This window comes from Hydrogenophaga palleronii (genome assembly GCF_031457455.1).
Taxonomy (GTDB): Bacteria; Pseudomonadota; Gammaproteobacteria; order Burkholderiales; family Burkholderiaceae_C; genus Hydrogenophaga; species Hydrogenophaga palleronii_A.
The window spans coordinates 38,462-59,098 of sequence record NZ_JAVDWU010000003.1 but is presented as its reverse complement, the minus strand read 5'-3'; the positions used below and the strand labels follow the sequence as shown (position 1 = coordinate 59,098).

The window sequence follows — 20,637 nt, the reverse complement described above, 5'->3', positions numbered from 1 at the left end:
CGACGACGCAGCGGGGGGGACTTGCCCCCACGCTCCGCCGCTGCGCGGGTCGCTGCCCCCCGAGGGGGCTGGGTCTGCCTTGGGGGCGGCCCAGCGGCTGGCCCGTTGCCCGCAAGGAGGAGCAACGCCGCCAGTGCGCTCCCTGACGGCTCAATCGGGTCTGTAGCGCCCTTACCCATGAGGTGGGCTTCTTCGTGGTCAAGAATCTCAGTGTTCATGGGCATCTCCAGCGGATATGGCGCGGTCAACTGCGGTTTTTAGGCTCATTGCCCCTGCGTCTGAAATGCGCTGTGGTGCATGCCCACGGGGTGGGGGTTGCGCGTGTCGCTTTCGACCACGCCGTCCACGAAACGCACGATGCGCCGCGCGTAGGCCGCCATGTCGGGTTCGTGGGTGACCATGAGCACGGTGATGCCTTGGTCGTGGTTGAGGTGCCAGAGCAGTTCCATGATTTCCTGGCTGCGCTGGGAGTCCAGGTTGCCGGTGGGCTCGTCTGCCAGCAGCACCGCTGGCTGGGTGACGATGGCGCGCGCGATCGCCACGCGCTGCTGCTGCCCGCCCGAGAGTTCGGCCGGTGTGTGGTGCTCCCAGCCAGCGAGGCCCACCGAAGCGAGTGCACGTGCCGCCGCCGCATGGCGGGAAGCCGCCGGTTCACCGCGGTAGATCAGCGGCAGTTCCACATTCTCCTGTGCCGATGTGCGCGCCAGCAGGTTGAAGCCCTGGAACACAAAGCCCAGGTAGCGCCGGCGCAGGCGCGCGCGCTGGTCGCGCCCGAGCGACTGGACGGGCACGCCCTGGAATTCGTAGGTGCCCGTGGTGGGCGTGTCCAGACAGCCCAGGGTGTTCATGGCGGTGGACTTGCCCGAGCCGCTGGGCCCCATGATGGCCACGAAGTCGCCCGCCTCGATGTCAAGGTCCACGCCCTTGAGGGCCTGGAAGGCCGTGCTGCCTTCGCCATACACCTTGGTGATGCCGCGCAGGCGGATCAGTGGAACACCGCCGTTCATCGCGATGTCCTCGATGCCCCGGATGCGCCATTGCTGCGCTGGTCGGTGATGACCAGCAGGCCTTCGCTCACGCCTTCACCGCTGACCTCGGTCATGCGCCCGTCGGTGATGCCGGTCTGCACCGTCATGGGCACGGCCTGTCCGTCGCGCAGCACCCAGATGCTGCGCTCGCCTTGTGCACTGTCGCGGGTTTCACCAGCGGTGCGCTGGCCGCCCCTTCGCGGCATGCGCGGCATGAGTTGCGACAGGATGCTGCCGCCTGATGCAGAGCGGTCAGATGCAGCGGCCTGCGTCGGTGTGAACCGCAAGGCGGTGTTGGGGATCAGCAGCACGTCCTTGCGCTCCACCGCCACGATGGTGGCGGCCGCTGTCATGCCGGGGCGCAAGCTCAGATCGGTGTTGTCCACATCCAGCGTGGTCACATAGGTCACCACATTGTCGATCTTGGTCGAGCCAAAGGCGACCCGGTTGGTGGTGGCCGGGTAGCGGCGCGACGGGTAGGCGCTGACGGTGAAGTTGGCGCGCTGGCCCACCTGCACCGACCCCACGTCGGCTTCGTCCACGCTGACCTCCAGCTTGAGTCTGGACAGGTCTTCGGCCACGGAGAACAGCGTCACCGCCTGCAGCGATGCCGCCACCGCGTTGCCGGGGTCGACCGTGCGGGTGAGCACCACGCCATCAATGGGCGAGCGGATCGATGCCTTGGACAGATTGGTTTCGTCCGTGGCCAGCGTGGCCCGGGCCGAGCTCACGTTGGCCCTTGCGCTGGCTTCGTTGGCCACGGCACGGTCCACGGCGGCGCGAGCGGTGTCGAGCTCGGTGGCCGAGGGCACCTTGCCGCCCGAGAGGCGGGCCACTTCTTCGAAGCGCGCCAGGCTGGCTTGCGCTTCCTTCACTGTGGCGCCGGCCTGGGCCAGTTGCGCCTGTGTGGCGGCCAGGGCCGCGCGCGATCGCGTCACCTGGTCGTTGAGCTTGGCGGTGTCGAGCTCAACCAGCACCTGCCCGGTCTTCACGCGGTCGTTCACATCGACGAGAACCCGCTTGACCGTGCCCGAAAGTTCGCTGCCGATGTTCACCGCGCGGGTCGGCTGCAGCGTGCCATTGGCAGACACCGTGAGCGTGAGGTTGCCTTGGCTCAGCGCATGGGTCACGTACACCGGCGCCGCATTGGCTTTTTTCTGTTGCTGCCAGGTGTAGCCGGCGCCCGCCATGGCCAGCACGACGACCACACCGATCCACAGCGAGGCACGCTTCCACCAGCGCGGCACATGGTCTTCGCCCAGCAGCGTGTCCAGATCGGAGGGGGGCGTGCCGCTGGCAGCAGGCGCGGTCGACGGTTCGGTGGCGGAAGAGGGGGTGTTGTTGTTCATGGCGCGTGTCTGAAAGGAAAGGCAGGGACTGCTCAACGGCTGATGGCAGGAGCGGTGACCCCTCCGGTGTCAACCGTCTCGGGCGTCCAGCCGCCGCCGAGTGACTTGTACAGGCGCACCAGGTCGGCGCTCAGGTTGGCCTGGGTGGTGGCCACGCTGTCCTGGGTGGACAGCAGGGTGCGCTGGGTGTCGAGCACGGCACGGAAGTCGATCAGGCCGCTCTCATACCGCTGTCGGGCCAGCAGCTCGGCATTGGCCGCAGCGGCGCTGGCGGCCTGCAGGCGAACCAGACGCTCCTGGTTGCCTTGCAGCGAAACCAGCGCATCTTCCACGTCTTTCAGCGCGGCCAACACGGTGCCCTGGTAGCTGGCACGGGCCTGTTTCAGTGCGGCTTCCTGGGCGCGCACCCGGGCCACGGCCGCACCGCCATCCAGCAGCGGCACCGACACGCTGGCCAGCAGCGAACTCACGACTGACGCGCCGTTGCTCAACGTGCCCAGGGTGAGGGCGCTCAGACCCAGCGAGCCGCCCAGCCGAAAGCTCGGGTAGCGCGCGGCATCGGCCTGAGACACCCGGGCCAATGCCGCGCTGATGCGGTGTTCGGCGGTGCGCACATCGGGCCGCTGGCGCAGGGTGTCGGCCGGGAAGGCCAGCGCCAGCGTGGCCGGCGCCTGAGGAATGGGAGCTAGGGCCGTCAAGCCGGCCTGCAGCGTGGCTTCCAGCATGCCGGGGGCTTGGCCGGTGAGCACCGCGAGACCACTCAGGGCCTGGGCCACACCGGTCTGCAGCGACGGCAACTGGGCCGCGGTCTGCTCGCTGGCGGCCACGGCCTGCTCCAGATCGAGCGACGAGGCCAGGCCGGCCTGCACGCGCCAGCGGGTGATCTGCAGGGTTTCGGTTTGTGCAGCCAAGTTGCTGCGGGCGATGGCCAGGCGCGTCTGCAAGCTGCGCAGCTCGATGTAGGTCACGGCCACCTCGGCGGCCAGCGACACCTGCACATCGGCCAGCGAGGTTTCGGCGGCACGGGTGTCGGCCTCGCTGGCGTTGACCCCGCTCTGCGTGCCGCCGAACACATCGGGTTCCCAGCTCGCATCAAACCCGGCCTGGAAGCGGTTGGTCGCGCCGGCGTCGCCCGTGCGACTGCGCTGTGCGGAGCCTGACGCCCCCAGGGAAGGACCCAGAGCTGCTGCCTGCACATCGCGCTGGGCACGGGCCTGCAACAACGCCGCCTGCGCGCCGCGCACGCTGGTGTTGGCCTGCAGCGCCTGGGTCACCAGGGCGGTGAGCGCCGGGTCGTCGAATCGCTGCCACCACTGCGCCAGCACCGTGGGAGACGCGCCCTGGGTGAGGGGTCCATCCGGGGCAGACCAATTGGCGGGCAGCGGGGTCTCCGGCAGACTGGTGCCCGAAGGCGAGAGGCTGGCGCAGGCGCTCAGTAGCAAAGCCGCAGTGAGTGCCAGCACCGGGTGAGCGAGGCGCATCGGAGGAGTTGGGATGGGGTGTGGTGGCATGGAAATGGGGGCAGGCAGGGGCTGCGTTGGCGTCATTGTGCGCAGCGCCTTCGTCCGTGGTGTGTCGTGTTTGTGAACCGCTTGTAAAGCGCTGCGGCTTTGAGCGGATGCATGGGCGGTCATATGGGCTGGGCGCCGGTGGTGGCGCACGTCGTGGGCGGCTTGTCTGGAGCGTGTTGCGCGTGATTGGCCTGCAAATGTCGGGCTTTTCCGTGCTTCGTCTGGGTCGCAAACGTTCAGCATCAGCGCATGTCCGGCATTTCGGACTTTTGATCGATCGTGATACCGTTTCAACAACGGATTGAATCGAATCGCCGTATGAAGGGACAACCGGATGCAAACCACCGTGTCAGACCAGACCAAGAGACGCCGAAGAATCCTGATCGTCGATGACGATCCCGGCGTCGTCCACGTGTTGGCCAGAACCTTGCTGGACCTGGCCCAGCTGCATTTTTCCGTGCGGGGGGAAGATGCGTTGGTCAAGCTGGAGGCGAACACGCCGGACCTGATGCTGATCGATATCGACATGCCGGACCTGAGCGGCTACGAGGTGGTGGAGCGCATGCGAGGCAACCCCAGGCTCATGGGCACGCAGGTGGTGATGGTTTCGTCGCACACCGAGCAGTCGTACCGCGATCAGGCGCTGGCTCTGGGCGCGGTGGATTTTTTCGTCAAGCCGTTCGACCGGGCTTTCATCCGCGAGCGGGTCGAGCAGCTGCTCGCGTTCGCTGAAATGGAAACCATCGAACTGGCCTCCAATGCCGAAGGCGACTTTGCGTTTCACACTGATCAGGCCCCGACGGCACCCCCCGAATTCGAAGCCACCCAGATTCCCCAATCTGCCAACCGCACCGATGCGATCACCTCCGAACTCTTCGAACGCATGACGGCGATTCTGGAGCAGGCCGAATACCTGCGCAGCAAGGAGCACGAACATCTGGCGCCAGGGGGGCGCCGCGCCGTCAGCCGGATTGAGGAAGAGTGTGCGGAGGTGGTGCAGTTGCTGGTGACATTGAGCGAGGGGGATGAGGAAGAGGGGTGAGGGGTCGACCTGGATGTTTGTCCTTGTGAGGGCAATTCAGCTGCGCCTGACCGGTAGAAGGGGGAAAAGTGTCCTGTTCGGAGCAAAAGCTGAATTGCTTCAAGCTGCATTCATCCAGTGTTCGGCCTCGGCCATGAACGTCAGCACCAAGCACAGGTTGATGTCTTCCGAAAATCGGTTGATCACGCCAGACACCTTGGACAGAGAAGTGCCGCGCTTGAAGACCGCGCCGTTTACGCTGCGTTGCACGCGGCGTGACAGCTGCGAGTCCAGGCTGTTGGGCGTGGGTGCGCGAGGCTTGTGGTGAAGCAGTGAGTTTCTATTTGTCCGAAAAGTTGCACGGATTTCGGACAAACAGGAATCTGAGAGACGCCCTACGGTGAAGGCTTTGATAGGGGCTTGCTCGACCGGGGGGCAATTTCTCCGCCAGCAGCACACACCCACTTATTGAAACGCCACCTCCGCAAAACTGCGCAGCTTGCGGCTGTGCAGCTGGTCTGGCCCGCCTTCGCGCAGGCGCTCCACCGCGCGTATGCCGATGCGCAGGTGCTGGTCCACCCGTTCGCGGTAGAAGTGGTTGGCCATGCCGGGCAGCTTGATTTCGCCGTGCAGGGGCTTGTCGCTCACGCACAGCAGGGTGCCGTAGGGCACGCGGAAGCGGAAGCCGTTGGCGGCGATGGTGGCGGACTCCATGTCCAGCGCCACGGCGCGGCTCTGGCTGAAGCGGCGCTGGGGCATGTTGTCGGGCAGCAGTTCCCAGTTGCGGTTGTCGGTGCTGGCCACGGTGCCGGTGCGCATGATGCGCTTGAGTTCGGCTGGCGGCACGCCGGTCACGTCGGCCACGGCGCCCTCCAGGGCCAGCTGGATTTCGGCCAACGCGGGAATGGGTACCCACAGTGGCAGCTCTTCATCGAGCACGTGGTCTTCGCGCACGTAGGCGTGGGCCAGCACGTAGTCGCCCAGTTGCTGGCTGGTGCGCAGCCCGGCGCAGTGGCCCAGCATGAGCCAGGCGTGCGGGCGCAGCACGGCAATGTGGTCGGTGATGGTTTTGGCATTGGCCGGTCCCACGCCGATGTTGACCATGGTGATGCCGGTGCGGTCGGCGCGCATGAGGTGGTAACCGGGCATCTGCGGCAACCGGGGAGGCGCGTGGCCCAGCTCGTCACCCACTTCGGCGGGCAGGCCGGTGCGACGCATGACCACGTTGCCGGGTTCCACGAAGGCGATGTAGTCACTCTGCGGGTCGGCCATTTCGGCGTGGCCGAGCTTGATGAACTCGTCGATGTAGAACTGGTAGTTGGTGAACAGCACGAAGTTCTGGAACCACTCGGGCGCGGTGCCGGTGTAGTGCCGCAGGCGCTGCAGCGAATAGTCCACGCGCGGGGCGGTGAACAGCGAAAGCGGGTGCGGCTCGCCCGGGCGCGGCTCGTGTGTGCCGTTGGCGATGCCGTCGTCCATGGCGGCCAGGTCGGGCAGGTCGAACACGTCGCGCATCAGGGCCCGCCGCGCCGCGCTCATCGTGCCTTCCACGTGGTCGTGTTCGGCGAACGAGAAGTGGATGGGGATGGGCTGGGCGCTGGTGCCCACCTCGAGCTCTCCGCCGTGGTTGGCCAGCAGCAGTTCGAACTGCTCCAGGTAGTAGTTGGCGTAAAGGTCGGGTCGGGTCAGCGTGGTTTCAAACCGACCCGGGCCGGCCACGAAGCCGTAGCTCAGGCGGCTGTTGGGGACCGAGCCCTGGCGCATCACGCTGTGGGTGTGCAGCCGCACAAAGGGGTAACAAGCCCGCACGCGCTGCTGACCGCCGGCGTCATTGCCGTCGACAAACTCTCGCATGGCGGTGCGCAGGAAATCCACCCCGTCGAGGTAGATGCGCTGCACCTGGGCCAGGGCGGCGGCAGGATCGCTGAAAAACAGAGGGGCGGTAAAGTGGGGTGTCTTGTGCATGGCGCTATTTTGGCCCTGCTGCATGTCATGGGATGGAATGCCATGCGCTTGGCATCGTGGAGAACCTCTGGTGCTGGGAATTGAAGCTTCCGACCTTGCCGGAATGAGCGATCTGGCCCGCGCGGCCACCGTGCTGAGCGTGGCGCTGGGCTGCGGACTGCTCATCGGCGTCGAACGGGAGCGGCGCAAGGGCGATGGGCCTGGCCGGGCGTTCGCCGGGCTGCGCACGTTTGCGGTGGCCTGCCTGATGGGCGCCACCACTGCACTGACCCGGATCGACGGTCTGGTGGTGACCGGCGCGGCCCTGGTGGCGGCCCTGGGGGTGGTGGCCTACTGGAACGACCGCTCGGACGACCCGGGCGTGACGACCGAGGTGGCCCTGCTGCTGACCTACCTGATCGGAGTGTTGTGCGCGTCCAGCCTAACGCTGGCGGCGGGTCTGGCCGTGGGCCTCACGGCCTTGCTGGCTGGGCGCGAAAAGCTGCACCGCTTTGCCCGCCACTGGTTGCGCCCGGGCGAGGTGCGCGACGGCATCCTGCTGGCCGCGCTGGTGCTGATGGCCTTGCCGCTGGCGCCGGACCGGCCGCTCTGGGGCGAAGTGCTCAACCCGCACACCATCCTGCAGTTGCTGGCATTGCTGCTGGCGGTGCAGTCATTGGCCCATTTGTGCCGGCGCCTGCTGCAGGCGCGTCATGCGGTGGCGCTGTCGGCGCTGGCATCGGGGTTTGTCTCCAGCACGGCCACCATCGCGACGATGGGGCTGGCGGTGCGCGAGGGCCGGTCGGGCGCACGGCTGATGGCCGGCGGAGGCTTGCTGTCGTGTGTGCCCACGTTGCTGCTCTTGCTGTTGGTGGCGTCGGCCGTGCGACCGGCCTGGTTGGCAGTGCTGTGGTTGCCGGCGCTCGCGGGCGTGGCACTGGCGCTGGCCTGGGGTTGGTGGTTGGTCAGGGGCGGCGTCAATGTGGCTGCCATGGCCCCGGAATCGGCACCACAGAAGGCGACCACCCACCCAGACGACAAACCCGGCGATCGCATGTTCAGTCTGCGCGGCGCAGCCGCCGTGGCCGCACTGCTGTCCGGCATTCAGGCCATGGTGCATGCCTTGCAACTCTGGCAGGGCGAGGCAGGGCTGGTGGTGGGTGCGTTGCTGGGTGCGCTCGTGGACCTGCATTCGGCCCTGTCGGCGGTGTTCGCTTCGGCCGCACCCCGCGCCGACGGCGCAGCCCTGCAGGCCCTGATGCTGGCGCTGGTTGTGCACGCTGGCAGCAAGAGCGTGACCGCCGGGGTGGCTGGTGGCTGGCGCTACCTGGCGTGGCTGGCACCTGGCCTGTGGGTGCACACCCTTATGACGGTGGCGCTGATCGCGTTGGGGTGACCCGCGCAGCGGCGGAGCGTGGGGGCAACGGACCGACCGCAGCGCAGGGCCGCCCCAAGCAAGGTCAGCCCCCTCGGGGGGCAGCGACCCGCGTGGCAGCAGAGCGTGGGGGCAACGGGCCAGCCGCCGGGCCGCCTCCAAGGCAGGCCCAGCCCCCTCGGGGGGCAGCGACCCGCGCAGCGGCGGAGCGTGGGGGCAACGGGCCAGCCGCCGGGCCGCCCCCAAGGTAGGCCCAGCCCCCTCGGGGGGCAGCGACCCGCGCAGCGGCGGAGCGTGGGGGCACCAACACTAACCCGCTGGACTGCGCATGGTCACGAACTCTTCGGCCGCCGTGGGGTGGATACCGATGGTGCTGTCGAACACGGCCTTGGTGGCGCCGGCCTTCATGGCCACGGCGAAGCCCTGGACGATTTCGCCGGCTTCGGCGCCGACCATGTGCAGGCCCACCACGCGGTCGGTGGCGGTGTCCACGATGAGCTTCATGAGCGTGCGCTCGGTGCTGCCCGAGAGCGTGTGCTTCAGGGCCTTGAATTCGCTGCGGAACACCGTCACCTCGCCATAGCGTTCACGGGCCTGGACTTCGCTCAGGCCCACGGTGCCGACGCTGGGGTGGGTGAAGATGGCGGTGGGAATGCAGTCGTAGCTCATGTCGCGCGGCGGCTTGCCGGCGGCCGGGCCGAACAGCTGGTCCACCACCACCATGGCCTCGCCCAGGGCCACGGGTGTGAGCTGCATGCGGTTGGTCACGTCGCCCACGGCGTAGATGCTGGGCACGTTGGTCTGGTAGTGCGCGTTCACGATGACCTCGCCCTTGCCGCCCTGGGCCACGCCCACGGTTTCCAGCCCGAGGTCCTTCACATTCGGCACGCGGCCGGTGGCGTAGAGCACGGCGTCGGCCATGATGATGCCGCCGCCTTCGCATTCCACCCGCAGTCCGTCGTCGGTCTTGCGAATATCGACCACGTCGGCATTCAGCCGCAGGTCCACACCGTGTTTGATCATCTCGGCAGCCACAAAATGCCGGATCTCGTCGTCGAAGCCGCGCAGGATCTGTTCGCCACGGTAGAGCTGGGTCACCTTCGAACCCAGGCCGTTGAAGATGGAAGCAAATTCGCTGGCGATGTAGCCGCCGCCCACCACCACCAGGCGTCCCGGGAAAGGTTCGACGTCAAAGATGTCGTTGGAGGTGATGGCGTGTTCGCGGCCCACGAAATGCGGCACATGCGGCGTGCCGCCGGTGGCGATCAGGATGTGCTTGGCGGTGAAGGCCTGGTGACCGGGCGAACCGTCCACATTGAGTGTGGCCAGGGCCACACCGTTTGGGCCGGTCAGGCGGGCAAACGCGTCGAACACGGTGACACCCGAGCCACGCAGCAGGTTGCCATAGACGCCGTTGAGGCGGCTGATTTCCTTGGCGCGGTTGGCCTTGAGGGTGGCCCAATTGAACTGGGGTGGCGAATCAATTTCCCACCCGAAGCCGCGTGACTCTTCGAAGGCTTCGCTGTAATGCGCCGCATAGCTGTAGAGCTTTTTTGGAATGCAGCCCACGTTCACGCAGGTGCCGCCCAGGCCGTCGGTGCCCAGGGTTTCGGCCAGGCCCACGCGCGCGCCGCGCTGTGCCGCCATGCGCGCGGCACGCACGCCGCCGCTGCCGCCGCCAATCACAAAAAGGTCGAAGTCGAAGGAAGAAGTCATGGTGATGAAGAGGTGGTGTCGAAGCCGCGGAGTTCCTGAACGATCCATTCCACAAAGACCCGGGTGCGCGCAGGCAGCAGGCGGGCGTGAGGGTAGACCAGATGGAGTGGACGCGGCGCGTCCTCGAATTCGGACAGAACGATTGTGAGCGCTTTCGATTGCACGTGCTGCGCGACCTGGTAGGAAAGAAACTGGCCAAAGCCCATGCCAGCGATGCAGGCGTCGATGGCGGGGGCGTTGTGGTTGAAGGCCAGGCGGCCGTTCACGGGCACGCGAAGCGGCTTGCCCTGATCGCGAAACGGGCCCCAGGCGGAAGCGCCGTCGAGCCTGCACACGCAGGGCGCGGCCTGCAGGTCGCGTGGATGGGCGGGCGTGCCCTGTTGGGCGAGAAATCCGGGGCTGGCCACCACCACCCGGCGGACGTGACCCAGCGGGCGGGCAATGTGGCTGGAGTCTTCCAGCGGGCCGATGCGCACCCCCACATCGATGCCTTCTTCCAGCAAGTTCACCACCCGGTCCAGCAGCAGCACCCGGCAACGCACCAGCGGGTGGCGCTGCAGGAAGCGGGTGACCAGGGGCGCCACGTGCAGCTGCCCGAACATCACCGGGGCCGTGAGCGTGAGCAGGCCGTTGGGTTCGGCCAGGTCCTGGCGCAAGGCGGCTTCGCCTTCGGCCACAGCGGTGAGCACCTGCCGGCAGTGATCCAGGTGGGCACGGCCTTCTTCGGTGAGTGCAATGCGGCGGGTGGTGCGGTGAAACAGGCGCACGCCCAGGCTTTCCTCAAAGCCGGCCAATGCCCGCACCACGGCCGGAAGCGAGCTGCCCATGGCCTGCGCGGCGGCCGTGAGGCTGCCGGCGTCGGCAATGTGCACGAAGGTCTGCATGGCGCGGAAACGGTCCATGCGGTATTAAACCGAAAATCGAATGGGTTTTGTTCGGAAAAGGCTATTGATGTTTGATTGCGCAAGAAAGAAGATGCGCCATCTCGTCAACCCCTGGAGCCTCTCATGATCCGTCTGTATCGCAACGTTGTCTCTGGCCATTGCCACCGCGTCGAGCTGTTTCTTTCCTTGCTGGGCCTGCCGTTCGAGAAGGTGGAACTGAACTTCCTTGAGAACGAACACAAGTCGCCGTCCTTTCTGGCCCTGAACCCTTTGGGTCAGATTCCCGTGTTGCAGGACGGCGACGTGACCCTGGCCGATTCCAATGCCATCCTGGTCTATCTGGAAGGCCAGTACGCGCCGGGTCAGTGGCTGCCCCGTGACCCGGTGGGCGCTGCGCGGGTGCAGCGCTGGCTGTCGCTGGCGGCCGGGCCGCTGGCCTTTGGCCCGGCCATGGCACGCGCGATCCAGGTGTTCTCGCGTCCCCTTGATCCTCAGCCGGCGATCGAGCGGGCGCACGCGCTGCTGGCCCACATGGACGGCGAGCTGGCGGCCACCGGCTGGCTGGTCGGTACCAAGCCCACGCTGGCGGATGTGGTGCACTACGCGTACGTGGCGCGGGCGCCGGAGGGCGGCGTGTCCCTCAAGGCCTACCCGGCGGTGCGCGCCTGGCTGGCCCGTGTGGAGGCTTTGCCCGGCTTTGTTCCCATGGTGAAGACCCCGGTGGGGCTGGCCGAATGAGCGCCGCGCCGGGCCGTTCCCAAGCAAGCTCGCACCGCAGCCCGCAGGGCGAAGGTAAGTCAGTGAGCGTCGCGCCGGGCCGTTCCCAAGCAAGCTCGCACCGCAGCCCGCAGGGCGAAGGTACGTCAGTGAGCGCCGCGCCGGGCCGTTCCCAAGCAAGCTCGCACCGTAGCCCGCAGGGCGAAGGTACGTCAGTGACCGCCGAGCCTGGCAGCACAGGCGCGGTGTTTCACGCGGGGGAGCGCGCCTTGCAGGCCCGTGCCGGTGTGGCAGAACAGTTGGACGCGGTGGGTTCCCGCGTGCTGCGCAGTTTCATGCCCGACCAGCACCGCGAATTCTTCGGCCTGCTGCCGTGGGTGCTGGTGGGCAGTGTGGACCGGCATGGCCAGCCCTGGGCCAGCGCGCTGGCAGGCTCGCCCGGGTTTCTGTCGGCGCCCACGCCGCAGGCACTGAACGTGCACGCGTGGCCCGGCCCGTGGGACCCGCTGGCCGCTAACCTGAGCGAAGGCGCGCCGGTGGGCCTGCTGGGCCTGCAACCCCATACGAGGCGGCGCAACCGGCTCAATGGCGTGGTGCATCTGCAGGCTGGCGGTTGGCAGGTGCGGGTGGGCCAGAGCTTTGGCAACTGCCCCAAGTACATCCAGGCGCGCGAACCGATGGCGTGGCCCGATGCGCCAGCGCCTGCGCTGGTGCACGAAGGCAAAGCGCTGGACGCCGCCTCGCGCGAGTTGATCGCCCGCGCCGACACCTTCTTCATCGCCACCGCACACCCCGACGCCTTGCACAGTGCCGACCCGGCCCACGGCGTGGACGTGTCGCACCGGGGTGGCCCGCCCGGCTTTGTTCTACTGCAGGGCGACACGCTCACCGTGCCGGACCTGGTCGGCAACTTCTTCTTCAACACCCTGGGCAACCTGGTGGTCAACCCACAGGCCGGTCTGCTGTTTGTGGACTTTGAGCGCGGCGACCTGCTGTGGCTTGCCACGACAGGCGAACTGATCGAGGACGGTCCAGCGCTCGCAGCCTTTCCCGGCGCACAGCGTCTCGTGCAATTCCGCATTCAACACGCGCGCCGCGTGTCTGCCGCGCTGCCGCTGTGCTGGTTGCTGGGCGAAGCCTCCCCGCATATCGCAGGCATGGGTCCGTGGCGCTCACACTCATTGCCGCCGCAGGCCTGAAGGCCGTTTCCAGACTCACGTGGCTTCGCTGTGGCGCAGGCAGCGCCGACAGCGCTTCAGCCAGCGTGCGAAACAGCGCTGTCTGAGCGGAAACGCCGACGAGCCATTTCACGGCCCATGTTGTGGGTGTTGTATGCCGCCAGGCGTTGCCGGGCGGCGGGGTAGGCGATCGACTCTTCAAGCAGGATGTGATCGAGGTACAGCGCCTCGAACACCTCCAGCGCATGGCGCAGTTCCACGGGGTCGAACCAGAGGTTCCCGTTGGTGGCGGCCTCCAGGCTGGGCGCGATCTGGATCCAGTTCTCTTCCAGCCAGCCATGGTCCTGGGTCAGGCGCTCTGCGGCTTGCACGATCTCGGCATCCTGGCTGCCCAGCAAGGCGGGAAAGATGTGTTTTTCTTCATCGAGGTGGTGTTGCCGCGCCTCACCGTTGAAGTAGTCGAGCACCCCGCGCGCCCGCGCCCGTGTGGCGGCGTTCAAACCGTTGGACTCGATCGCGTCGACCAATGCATGCAATTGCGCAAGCTGCTGCTGAATCTCGCGGTGGGTGGCATCCAGAAACCCGAACAGCTCGGGTGCGACGGTGTCTGCGCTCATGATGATCTCCTTGGTCAGAGCCCCATCATTGAACAGGCAGCAACGAGGCAGCTTGATCTGGCTCAAAAAATAGACCCACAGGCCCCAGCACCCGACAGACCACACACCAACCCGGAGCGCGTGCCCCATTCCAGGGATGCCGTGGAACCGGCTTCGCCGGGCCACTGGCATCGCCCCCCTGGGGGGGTGATGCGAAGCGGCGCAGGGGGGATCAATAAGTGAACACGCCGCGACCGGTTTTGCGCCCCAGCCAGCCGGCAGCGACCATCTCCTTCAGCAGTGGCGCTGGCCGGTACTTGCTGTCGTTGTATTCGGCCATGTAGACGTTCATCACCGCCAGGCACACGTCCAGGCCGATCATGTCGGCCAGGGCCAGCGGGCCAATGGGCTGGTTGGTGCCCAGCTTCATGCCGGCGTCGATGTCTTCCGGGGTGGCCAGACCTTCGGCCAGCACGAAGAAGGCTTCGTTGATCATGGGCACCAGGATGCGGTTGACCACGAAGCCGGGGGCGTTCTTCACAGTGATCGGCGTCTTGCCCAGCTTCTCGGCCAGGGCCTTCACCGCGTCGTGCGTGGCGTCGCTGGTCTGCAGGCCGCGGATGATTTCCACCAGGGCCATCATGGGCACGGGGTTGAAGAAGTGCATGCCGATGAAGCGATCAGGGCGCTGCGTGGCCGCAGCCAGCTTGGTGATGCTGATGGAACTGGTGTTGGTGGCCACGATCACGTCGGGCGCCAGCAGGCCGTCGAGCTGCTGCAGGATCTTGACCTTGAGGCCCTCGTTTTCGGTGGCGGCTTCGATCACCAGCTGTGCGCCCTTGAGGTCGTCGTAGTTCGTGCTGCCCTGGATGAGCCCCAGCGCTGCGTCCTTGTCGGCGGCGCTGATCTTTTCCTTTTTGATGAGGCGGTCCAGGCTGCCCGCGATGGTGGCCAGGCCTTTGTCGACCGCCGCCTGCGCGATATCGACCATCACCACGCGGATGCCTTGCGTGGCGCAGGCCTGGGCAATGCCGTTGCCCATAGTGCCCGAGCCGATGATGCCGACGGTTTGAATGCTACTCATGAAAACTGCTCCTGAAATGTGAAGAGGTGGTGCGATTGTGGTGCCTGACCACTGGGGTTTCCACCGAGTCGCCCAGGCGTCCGCGTTAGACAGGTGCGTCTACCCTTGGGTCGTGCGCGGTGCTAACTTGCCGCCACGATTGTGCACAGCGGGCGCCTGCCCGCGTGCACGCACAGGAGACACAACCAGCATGTACGACTACATCATCGTCGGCGGCGGCTCGGCAGGCTGCACTTTGGCCGGGCGCCTCAGCGAAGACCCGAATGTCAGCGTGGCGCTGATCGAAGCCGGTGGCGCGGACCGCAGCATCCTCATTCACTGCCCGGCCGGATTGGCCGTGATGGCCAAGTTCGAGCTCAACGGCTGGGGTTACAACACCGTGCCTCAACCCGGCCTGAATGGACGCAAGGGTTACCAGCCGCGCGGCAAGGTGCTGGGTGGTTCCAGCTCCATTAATGCCATGGTTTATGCACGTGGCCATGCCAGCGACTACGACGACTGGGCCGCGCGCGGCAATCCTGGCTGGTCGTATGCCGACGTGCTGCCCTATTTCAAACGCGCCGAACACAACGAACGCGGCGCCGACGACTTTCACGGTGAAGGCGGTCCGCTCAATGTGATGGACTTGCGCAGTCCGAACCCGTTTCTTTCGTCCTTTGTCGAAGCGGGTGTGCAGGCCGGCGAGCGGCACAACACCGACTTCAATGGTGCCGATCAGGAAGGCATCGGCGCCTACCAGGTCACGCACAAGAACGGCGAGCGATTCAGCGCGGCCAAGGCCTACCTCACGCCGCACCTGGGCCGCGCCAACCTCAAGCTCATCACCCGTGCCCTCACCACGCGCGTGGTCACCGAAAACCGCGACGGCCAGGTGCACGCAGTGGGGGTGGAATACCGTGCCGACGCCGGTCACGGCGCGGTGCAGACCCTGCGCCTGAAGCCAGGCGGTGAGGTGCTGCTGAGCGCGGGTGCCTTTGGTTCGCCTCAGTTGCTGATGCTCTCCGGCATCGGCCCTGCCGAGCATCTGCGCGAACACGGCATAGGCGTGGTGCGCGACCTGCCCGGTGTGGGTGAAAACCTGCACGACCACCCTGACATGGTGATGGTGGTCAACGCGCCCAAGCTCACTGACTTGTTTGGTCTGTCGTGGCAAGGCACGGTCAACACCGTGCGCGCAATTCTTGAATGGCACCGCTCGCGCAGCGGCATGCTCACCACCAACTTTGCCGAGGCCGGTGGCTTCATCAAGAGCGCGCCGGAAGAAGCGATCCCGGACCTGCAATTGCACTTCGTGGTGGGCAAGCTGGTGGACCATGGGCGCAAAACGGTGTTCGGGCACGGCTATTCCTGCCACGTTTGCCTGCTGCGTCCGAAGAGCCGCGGCACGCTGCGCCTGGCGAGCCCGGACCCTCAGCGGGCGCCGCTGATCGATCCCGCGTTTTTTCAGGACCCGGACGACATGGCCCGGATGGTGCGGGGCTTCAAGCGCATGCGTGCGTTGCTGCAACAACCGGCGCTGACGCGCCACGGCGGCGTGGAGTCCCAGGCATCGGCCAGCGCACAGACCGCCGCGCAGATCGAGCAGTTCATTCGGAACCACGCCGATACCATCTACCACCCCGTAGGCACCTGCCGCATGGGGCCGGACGGCGATGCACTTGCAGTGGTCGACGCCCAACTGCGCGTGCGCGGCGTGCAGGCCCTGAGGGTGATCGACGCTTCTGTGATGCCCCAGGTGGTGGGCGGCAACACCAATGCGCCGGTGATCATGATGGCGGAGAAGGCGGTCGATATCCTTTTGCGGTAGGCTTGCCTTCCCTTCACCATAGCCATCCCCGGCGTGCCGTTTCTCATCCAGGGGTGCCGTGGAGCCGGCTTTGCCGGGCCACAGGCACCGCCCCCCTTCCAGGGGGGTGACGCGAAGCGGCGCGGGGGGTACTTGCAAGATGATTCTTGAACTCGCAGACATCCGCATCGACCCGTCTCAGGCCGCCGCTTTTGAAGAAGCCATCGAACGTGGCGCCTCCACGGTGATCGCGAACGCCCGGGGCTTCCAGGGCTACAAGGTCAACCGCAGTATCGAAAGCCCGGGCCGCTACATCCTGATGATCTACTGGGACACGCTGGAGGATCACACCGTGGGTTTCCGCCAGTCAGCAGCGTTTGCCGATTGGCGCGCCCTCGTGGGCCCGTTCTTCGCACAGCCACCCGTGGTGGAGCATCTGGAGCTGGTCAGCAAGTCCGCCTGACCTGCGCCCATCACAGGGCGCCACTACAGCGACGAGACGGCGGGTTCGAACAGAGCGGTCACGTGCTGGGCTTGGGTCATGGTTACCGTGCAGCTGTCGCTTCCAGTGCAGGCGCCTCCCCAGCCAGAGAAGACCGACCCGGTCGCGGGTGTGGCCGTGAGCGTGACCGTGCTGCCGTTGGGCTGGCGCCGGCCGCAGGTCTTGCCGCAATGGATGCCGGCCTCCGCAGAAACCACGCTGCCGCGGCCGCTGCCCGTTTTGCTCACGTTCAGCGCGAAGTGGCTGGGCACGAAATACGCCATCACATGTCTGGCCTCGGACATCAGGACTTCGCAACTGCGGCTTTGATTGCCGGCACATGCCCCGCCCCAACCTGCGAACAATGAGCCTTTTGCGGGTCTGGCGGTGAGGGTGACCAGGGTACCGCTGTTGAACAGGCGGCTGCACTCGCTGGCGCAGTTGACGCCCTTGGGTAAGGAGGTGATGCGCCCTTTTCCGTCACCTGCGGCCCCCGTCTGAAGGGCATGGGTGATGCGGTGGAAAGTCGCGGTGACCGTGCGTGCGGCCTCCATCGACACCGTGCAGCTGGGGGTCGTGGCACCCGCGCACACCCCTGCCCAGCCGGCGAAGTACGAACCTTCAGCCGCCTGCGCCAGCAGTGTGACCGAGCTGGTGGACGCCATCGACGACCTGCAATTGCGGCTGCACTGGAACATGCCATCGTCCGAGGAAACGGTGCCCAGGCCCTTGCCCAGTTGCCGGTAGTTCAATGTGAAGTGACTCTTTCGGAATTCGGCATGCACCGACGTGGCTTCATTCACCGGCACCGAACAGGAACCGGTGCCCGTGCAGGCGCCTGACCAGCCCATGAACACCGAACCGGCGGACGGCGTGGCCGACAGGCTGAGCTGCGATCCGTGGGCTTGCGACGACTTGCAGGTCTTGCCGCAGTGCAGGGCTGAGGTGGTGGAGCTGACCACGCCAGAGCCGGTTTTGGTGACCGCCACGGCATGGTTTTGAAGCGCGAAGCTGGCCGTGACCTGTTGGGCGGCACTCAGGGTCACCGTGCACGACCCCGTGCCGCTGCAGGCGCCGCTCCAGCCGGTGAAGCGTGAGCCGCTGGCGGCCTGCGGCGAAAGCGTCACCAGACTGTTGTAGGGCAGAGAAACACTGCAGGTCGAACCGCAGTTGATGCCTGCCGGGCTTGAACTCACGCTGCCAGCGCCGTTGCCCTGGCGCTGCACGGACAAGGTCTGGGGTTGGCCGGTGAACGTTGCGATGACGTGACGGTCGTCGGTCATGGTCAGGGTGCAACTGCCCATGCCGCTGCACGCACCGCTCCATCCGCTGAAGCTCGAACCCGTTGCAGCGGTGGCTGCGAGGGTGACACTGCTGCCGTCCGCGTAGGTCTCCGTGCAGTCTCCGCCACAGGTCACGCCAGCCGGGGCAGAAGACACCAGTCCCGATCCGGTGCCGCTTCTTGCCACCGTCAGGGTGCGTTCGGGTGTCGCCAGGAAGCCCATAAGCATTTGCTTCATGCCGGCGACCGAGCCACCCGGTCGTGTGTCCGCCACGGTCGCGCCGTGGTTTTTGAACTGGGCCAGCGCCTCCGTGACGCTGATGCCAGGCTGAGCCTGCTTCATCACCGCCCAGGCTCCCGCCACATGGGGGGCCGCCATGGACGTGCCATTGAACGACGCATAGCCCGTGCCCGGCACCGAAGAGCGGATGTAGCTGCCGGGTGCCAGCAACGAGACAAACGAGGCGATGTTGGAGTAGGAGGCCACACCGCCCGCACCTTGCGCGCAGGCACTGTTGTCCGGACCCACATCGCACAAGGCGCCCACACTGATGGCACTGGAAATGCACGCGGGTGAGGCGATGGCGGTCTTGTAACCTTCGTTGCCGCTGGCGATGACCGTCGCAATGCCGGCCGCGCGCAGGTTGTCGATGGCGAACTTGGTGGCGCCGTTGACCGCGTCACACGTGCTGGTGTATTGACCACCGCCCAGGCTCATGTTGACAGCCGCGATCTGGTGCGTGTCCCGCAGCGCGTAAACACGCTCCAGGCCCCGGATGATGTCGCTGGTGTAGGCCAGCACGGTGCCGTAGGACGGGAAGTGGCTGAACACCTGCACCGAAATCAGCTTGGCCCCTGGGGCCACGCCCTGGGTGCTGTTGGGGCCACCCGAGCCTGCGACGATGCCTGCCACGTGGGTGCCGTGCCGACAGGCGTTGGGGTCCGTGCTGCAGTGCACGCCGGAGCCAGCCGCCGTGCTGGCGGTGACCCCGCCCGGGCACACCGACTGCGCGATCGATGTGTTGCTGGAATAACAGGCCTCTGAGACCACCTTGCCCGTCAGAAAGGCATGGTTCTTGTCCACACCTGTGTCGAGCACCGCGACCGTCCAGCCTGTGCCCGTGCGGCCAGACGCCCACACCTCCGGGGCCTGAACCAGTGGTGTGCTTTCCAGCAGCGTGCGGGGCACCGGCACGTCTTCTTCGATGCTGCGGACCAGCTTCGAATGGCGAAGGCGCGCCAGTGCGTTGGCGTCCACATCGGCCACAAAGTGAGGCTGCCTTTCAAATTGGGTGCGCACCTGGGCGCTGGTGCCGCCGAGCAGCGTCGAAATGGCGCTGTTCTGCGCCGCTCGGATGCGGGCGCGCTGCAGCGCGGCGGCTGACGGGGACAGCCTGGCCTCGGGTTCTGCGGGCTCGTTCAGCCCAATGATGAGGCGCACGCCCTCTGGAGAGGCCGCCTTGCTGGCGATGCGCTCGATGTCGGCGTTGGGTACGGTTTGAGCGGCAGCGCCCGTGGCCAGCAGCACAACAACAGCGGCAAGCCAACGGCGAGGGAACGGTGACGGCATCCAGGACTCCAGTGGCGGTCCGCCTGCCATCGGGGGCGCAGACGGGGTACTGGTTCCTGTATCGGTCGATTCAGGGGCGACTTGATGTTGCCCATAGGTACTACGGGCGTTTGGCTACACGCTTTTTGGCTTACCAAACGCCGGAAAAGGAGCGCTTTTGGTCGCGCTGTTCCGGCGATCAGGATCGCGGCGAAGTCTTTCGCATGAGCGTCGATTTTCCAAAAAGACTTTCAATCAGATCCACAGCCAGCAAAGCCGTGCGATTTTTTACATCCAGCGCGGGATTGAGTTCCATCACATCCAGCGACGCGAGCCGGTTGGTGTCGGCGATCATCTCCATGCACAGCTGGGCCTCGCGATAGGTGGGTCCGCCGGGCACGGTGGTGCCCACACCGGGTGCGATCTCCGGGTCGAGGAAGTCCACGTCGAAGCTCACGTGCAGGTGGGTGTTGCCGTCGATGCCTTTCAGCGCCTGCTCCATGGTGTGCCGCATGCCCATTTCGTCGATGTAGCGCATGTCGAATACCTCCAGCCCGGCCTCGTGCACCAGGCGTTTTTCTCCCGCATCCACGCTGCGGATGCCGATTTCGCGCACCACGCTGGCGTCGATGGCGGGGGATGTGCCGCCAATGCCGGTCAGCGCCGCGGGACCGTGGCCGCACAGCAGGGCCACGGGCATGCCGTGGATGTTGCCGCTGGGCGTGAGGGTGGCGGTGTTGTAGTCGGCGTGCGCGTCGAGCCAGAGCACGCGCAGCTTCTTGCCCGCCTCGCGGCAATGGCGGGCCACCGCGCTGATGGAGCCCAGACCCAGGCAGTGATCGCCTCCGAGCACGATGGGCATGCGGCCCAGCGCCAGTTCGGCGTGCACCGCTTCGTGCAGCGTGGTGTTCCAGGCCACCACCTCGGGCAGGTGGCGGTAGCCGTCCACCGGTGGTTGCCACGGGTTGGCCGGTCCGGCGAGGTTGCCCCGGTCCGCCACCTCGATGCCGTGGCTCTCCAGCACCTGGGCCAGGCCCGCCACACGCAGGGCTTCTGGCCCCATGGAGGCACCACGGGCGCCGGCACCGATGTCGGTGGGCACGCCGATCAGACTGATGAGATGGGTCATGGCGAGA

Annotated in this window: 17 protein-coding genes; 6 read left to right on the top strand and 11 right to left on the bottom strand. The window is 66.5% G+C overall.

The features are described 5' to 3' along the window. Positions 1-263 precede the first annotated feature (263 nt). Genes J2W49_RS07870 through J2W49_RS07860 form a run of 3 tightly spaced genes read right to left on the bottom strand, consistent with a single transcriptional unit; the run spans position 264 to position 3,858 of the window. A complete protein-coding gene (locus tag J2W49_RS07870) occupies positions 264-1,007 on the bottom strand; it encodes an ABC transporter ATP-binding protein (RefSeq protein ID WP_310313998.1) in 744 nt (247 codons plus the stop codon). Then, positions 1,004-2,377 carry an efflux RND transporter periplasmic adaptor subunit gene (locus J2W49_RS07865; protein WP_310313995.1) on the bottom strand — a complete coding sequence of 458 codons (1,374 nt, stop codon included), beginning with the start codon at positions 2,375-2,377 and terminating at the stop codon, positions 1,004-1,006. Before J2W49_RS07865 ends, J2W49_RS07870 begins: the two co-directional genes overlap by 4 nt. Before the next feature lie 32 nt (positions 2,378-2,409). Continuing rightward, complete coding sequence (locus J2W49_RS07860; RefSeq protein ID WP_310313992.1) at positions 2,410-3,858, bottom strand: efflux transporter outer membrane subunit; 1,449 nt, start codon at positions 3,856-3,858, stop codon at positions 2,410-2,412. Between the two features lie 364 nt (positions 3,859-4,222). On the opposite strand from J2W49_RS07860, the gene J2W49_RS07855 reads away from it, so the two are divergent. Then, positions 4,223-4,930 (top strand): response regulator, encoded by a 708-nt coding sequence (locus J2W49_RS07855; RefSeq protein WP_310313990.1) that lies wholly within the window; start codon positions 4,223-4,225, stop codon positions 4,928-4,930. 99 nt (positions 4,931-5,029) lie between these two features. On the opposite strand, the gene J2W49_RS07850 is transcribed toward J2W49_RS07855, so the two are convergent. Together J2W49_RS07850 and J2W49_RS07845 are read right to left on the bottom strand one after the other, a co-directional pair. Continuing rightward, complete coding sequence (locus tag J2W49_RS07850) at positions 5,030-5,179, bottom strand: nucleotidyl transferase AbiEii/AbiGii toxin family protein (protein WP_310313987.1); 150 nt, start codon at positions 5,177-5,179, stop codon at positions 5,030-5,032. Between the two features lie 195 nt (positions 5,180-5,374). Further along, the gene (locus tag J2W49_RS07845) at positions 5,375-6,874 is read right to left on the bottom strand and encodes an AMP nucleosidase (RefSeq protein WP_310313984.1); all 1,500 of its coding nucleotides are present in this window, start codon (positions 6,872-6,874) and stop codon (positions 5,375-5,377) included. Between the two features lie 103 nt (positions 6,875-6,977). On the opposite strand from J2W49_RS07845, the gene J2W49_RS07840 reads away from it, so the two are divergent. Further along, a complete protein-coding gene (locus J2W49_RS07840; RefSeq protein ID WP_310313981.1) occupies positions 6,978-8,249 on the top strand; it encodes an MgtC/SapB family protein in 1,272 nt (423 codons plus the stop codon). Positions 8,250-8,537: 288 nt separating this feature from the next. On the opposite strand, the gene gorA is transcribed toward J2W49_RS07840, so the two are convergent. Further along, positions 8,538-9,944 (bottom strand): glutathione-disulfide reductase, encoded by a 1,407-nt coding sequence (gene gorA, locus J2W49_RS07835; protein WP_310313978.1) that lies wholly within the window; start codon positions 9,942-9,944, stop codon positions 8,538-8,540. Then, the gene (locus tag J2W49_RS07830; RefSeq protein WP_310313976.1) at positions 9,941-10,846 is read right to left on the bottom strand and encodes a LysR family transcriptional regulator; all 906 of its coding nucleotides are present in this window, start codon (positions 10,844-10,846) and stop codon (positions 9,941-9,943) included. The genes gorA and J2W49_RS07830 overlap by 4 nt, the downstream gene beginning before the upstream one ends. Positions 10,847-10,951: 105 nt before the next feature. Here J2W49_RS07830 and J2W49_RS07825 point away from each other — a divergent pair, with 105 nt between their 5' ends. Together J2W49_RS07825 and J2W49_RS07820 are read left to right on the top strand one after the other, a co-directional pair. Beyond that, complete coding sequence (locus J2W49_RS07825) at positions 10,952-11,566, top strand: glutathione S-transferase family protein (protein ID WP_310313974.1); 615 nt, start codon at positions 10,952-10,954, stop codon at positions 11,564-11,566. A 194-nt stretch (positions 11,567-11,760) separates the two neighbouring features. Further along, positions 11,761-12,744 carry a pyridoxamine 5'-phosphate oxidase family protein gene (locus J2W49_RS07820; RefSeq protein ID WP_310313971.1) on the top strand — a complete coding sequence of 328 codons (984 nt, stop codon included), beginning with the start codon at positions 11,761-11,763 and terminating at the stop codon, positions 12,742-12,744. A gap of 56 nt (positions 12,745-12,800) precedes the next feature. Here the strand turns inward: J2W49_RS07820 and J2W49_RS07815 are convergent, their stop codons facing one another. Together J2W49_RS07815 and J2W49_RS07810 are read right to left on the bottom strand one after the other, a co-directional pair. Continuing rightward, the gene (locus J2W49_RS07815; RefSeq protein WP_310313966.1) at positions 12,801-13,340 is read right to left on the bottom strand and encodes a hemerythrin domain-containing protein; all 540 of its coding nucleotides are present in this window, start codon (positions 13,338-13,340) and stop codon (positions 12,801-12,803) included. 211 nt (positions 13,341-13,551) lie between these two features. Next, on the bottom strand, positions 13,552-14,403 hold the full coding sequence (locus J2W49_RS07810; RefSeq protein WP_310313963.1) for a 3-hydroxybutyryl-CoA dehydrogenase: 852 nt from the start codon (positions 14,401-14,403) through the stop codon (positions 13,552-13,554). A gap of 190 nt (positions 14,404-14,593) precedes the next feature. On the opposite strand from J2W49_RS07810, the gene J2W49_RS07805 reads away from it, so the two are divergent. Further along, positions 14,594-16,210 carry a GMC family oxidoreductase gene (locus J2W49_RS07805; RefSeq protein ID WP_310313960.1) on the top strand — a complete coding sequence of 539 codons (1,617 nt, stop codon included), beginning with the start codon at positions 14,594-14,596 and terminating at the stop codon, positions 16,208-16,210. 139 nt (positions 16,211-16,349) lie between these two features. Beyond that, a complete protein-coding gene (locus tag J2W49_RS07800) occupies positions 16,350-16,652 on the top strand; it encodes an antibiotic biosynthesis monooxygenase family protein (RefSeq protein WP_310313957.1) in 303 nt (100 codons plus the stop codon). A gap of 23 nt (positions 16,653-16,675) precedes the next feature. Here the strand turns inward: J2W49_RS07800 and J2W49_RS07795 are convergent, their stop codons facing one another. Together J2W49_RS07795 and rocF are read right to left on the bottom strand one after the other, a co-directional pair. After that, positions 16,676-19,522 carry an InlB B-repeat-containing protein gene (locus J2W49_RS07795; RefSeq protein WP_310313953.1) on the bottom strand — a complete coding sequence of 949 codons (2,847 nt, stop codon included), beginning with the start codon at positions 19,520-19,522 and terminating at the stop codon, positions 16,676-16,678. Positions 19,523-19,700: 178 nt separating this feature from the next. Further along, the gene (rocF, locus tag J2W49_RS07790) at positions 19,701-20,630 is read right to left on the bottom strand and encodes an arginase (protein WP_310313951.1); all 930 of its coding nucleotides are present in this window, start codon (positions 20,628-20,630) and stop codon (positions 19,701-19,703) included. Between the last annotated feature and the right edge of the window lie 7 nt (positions 20,631-20,637).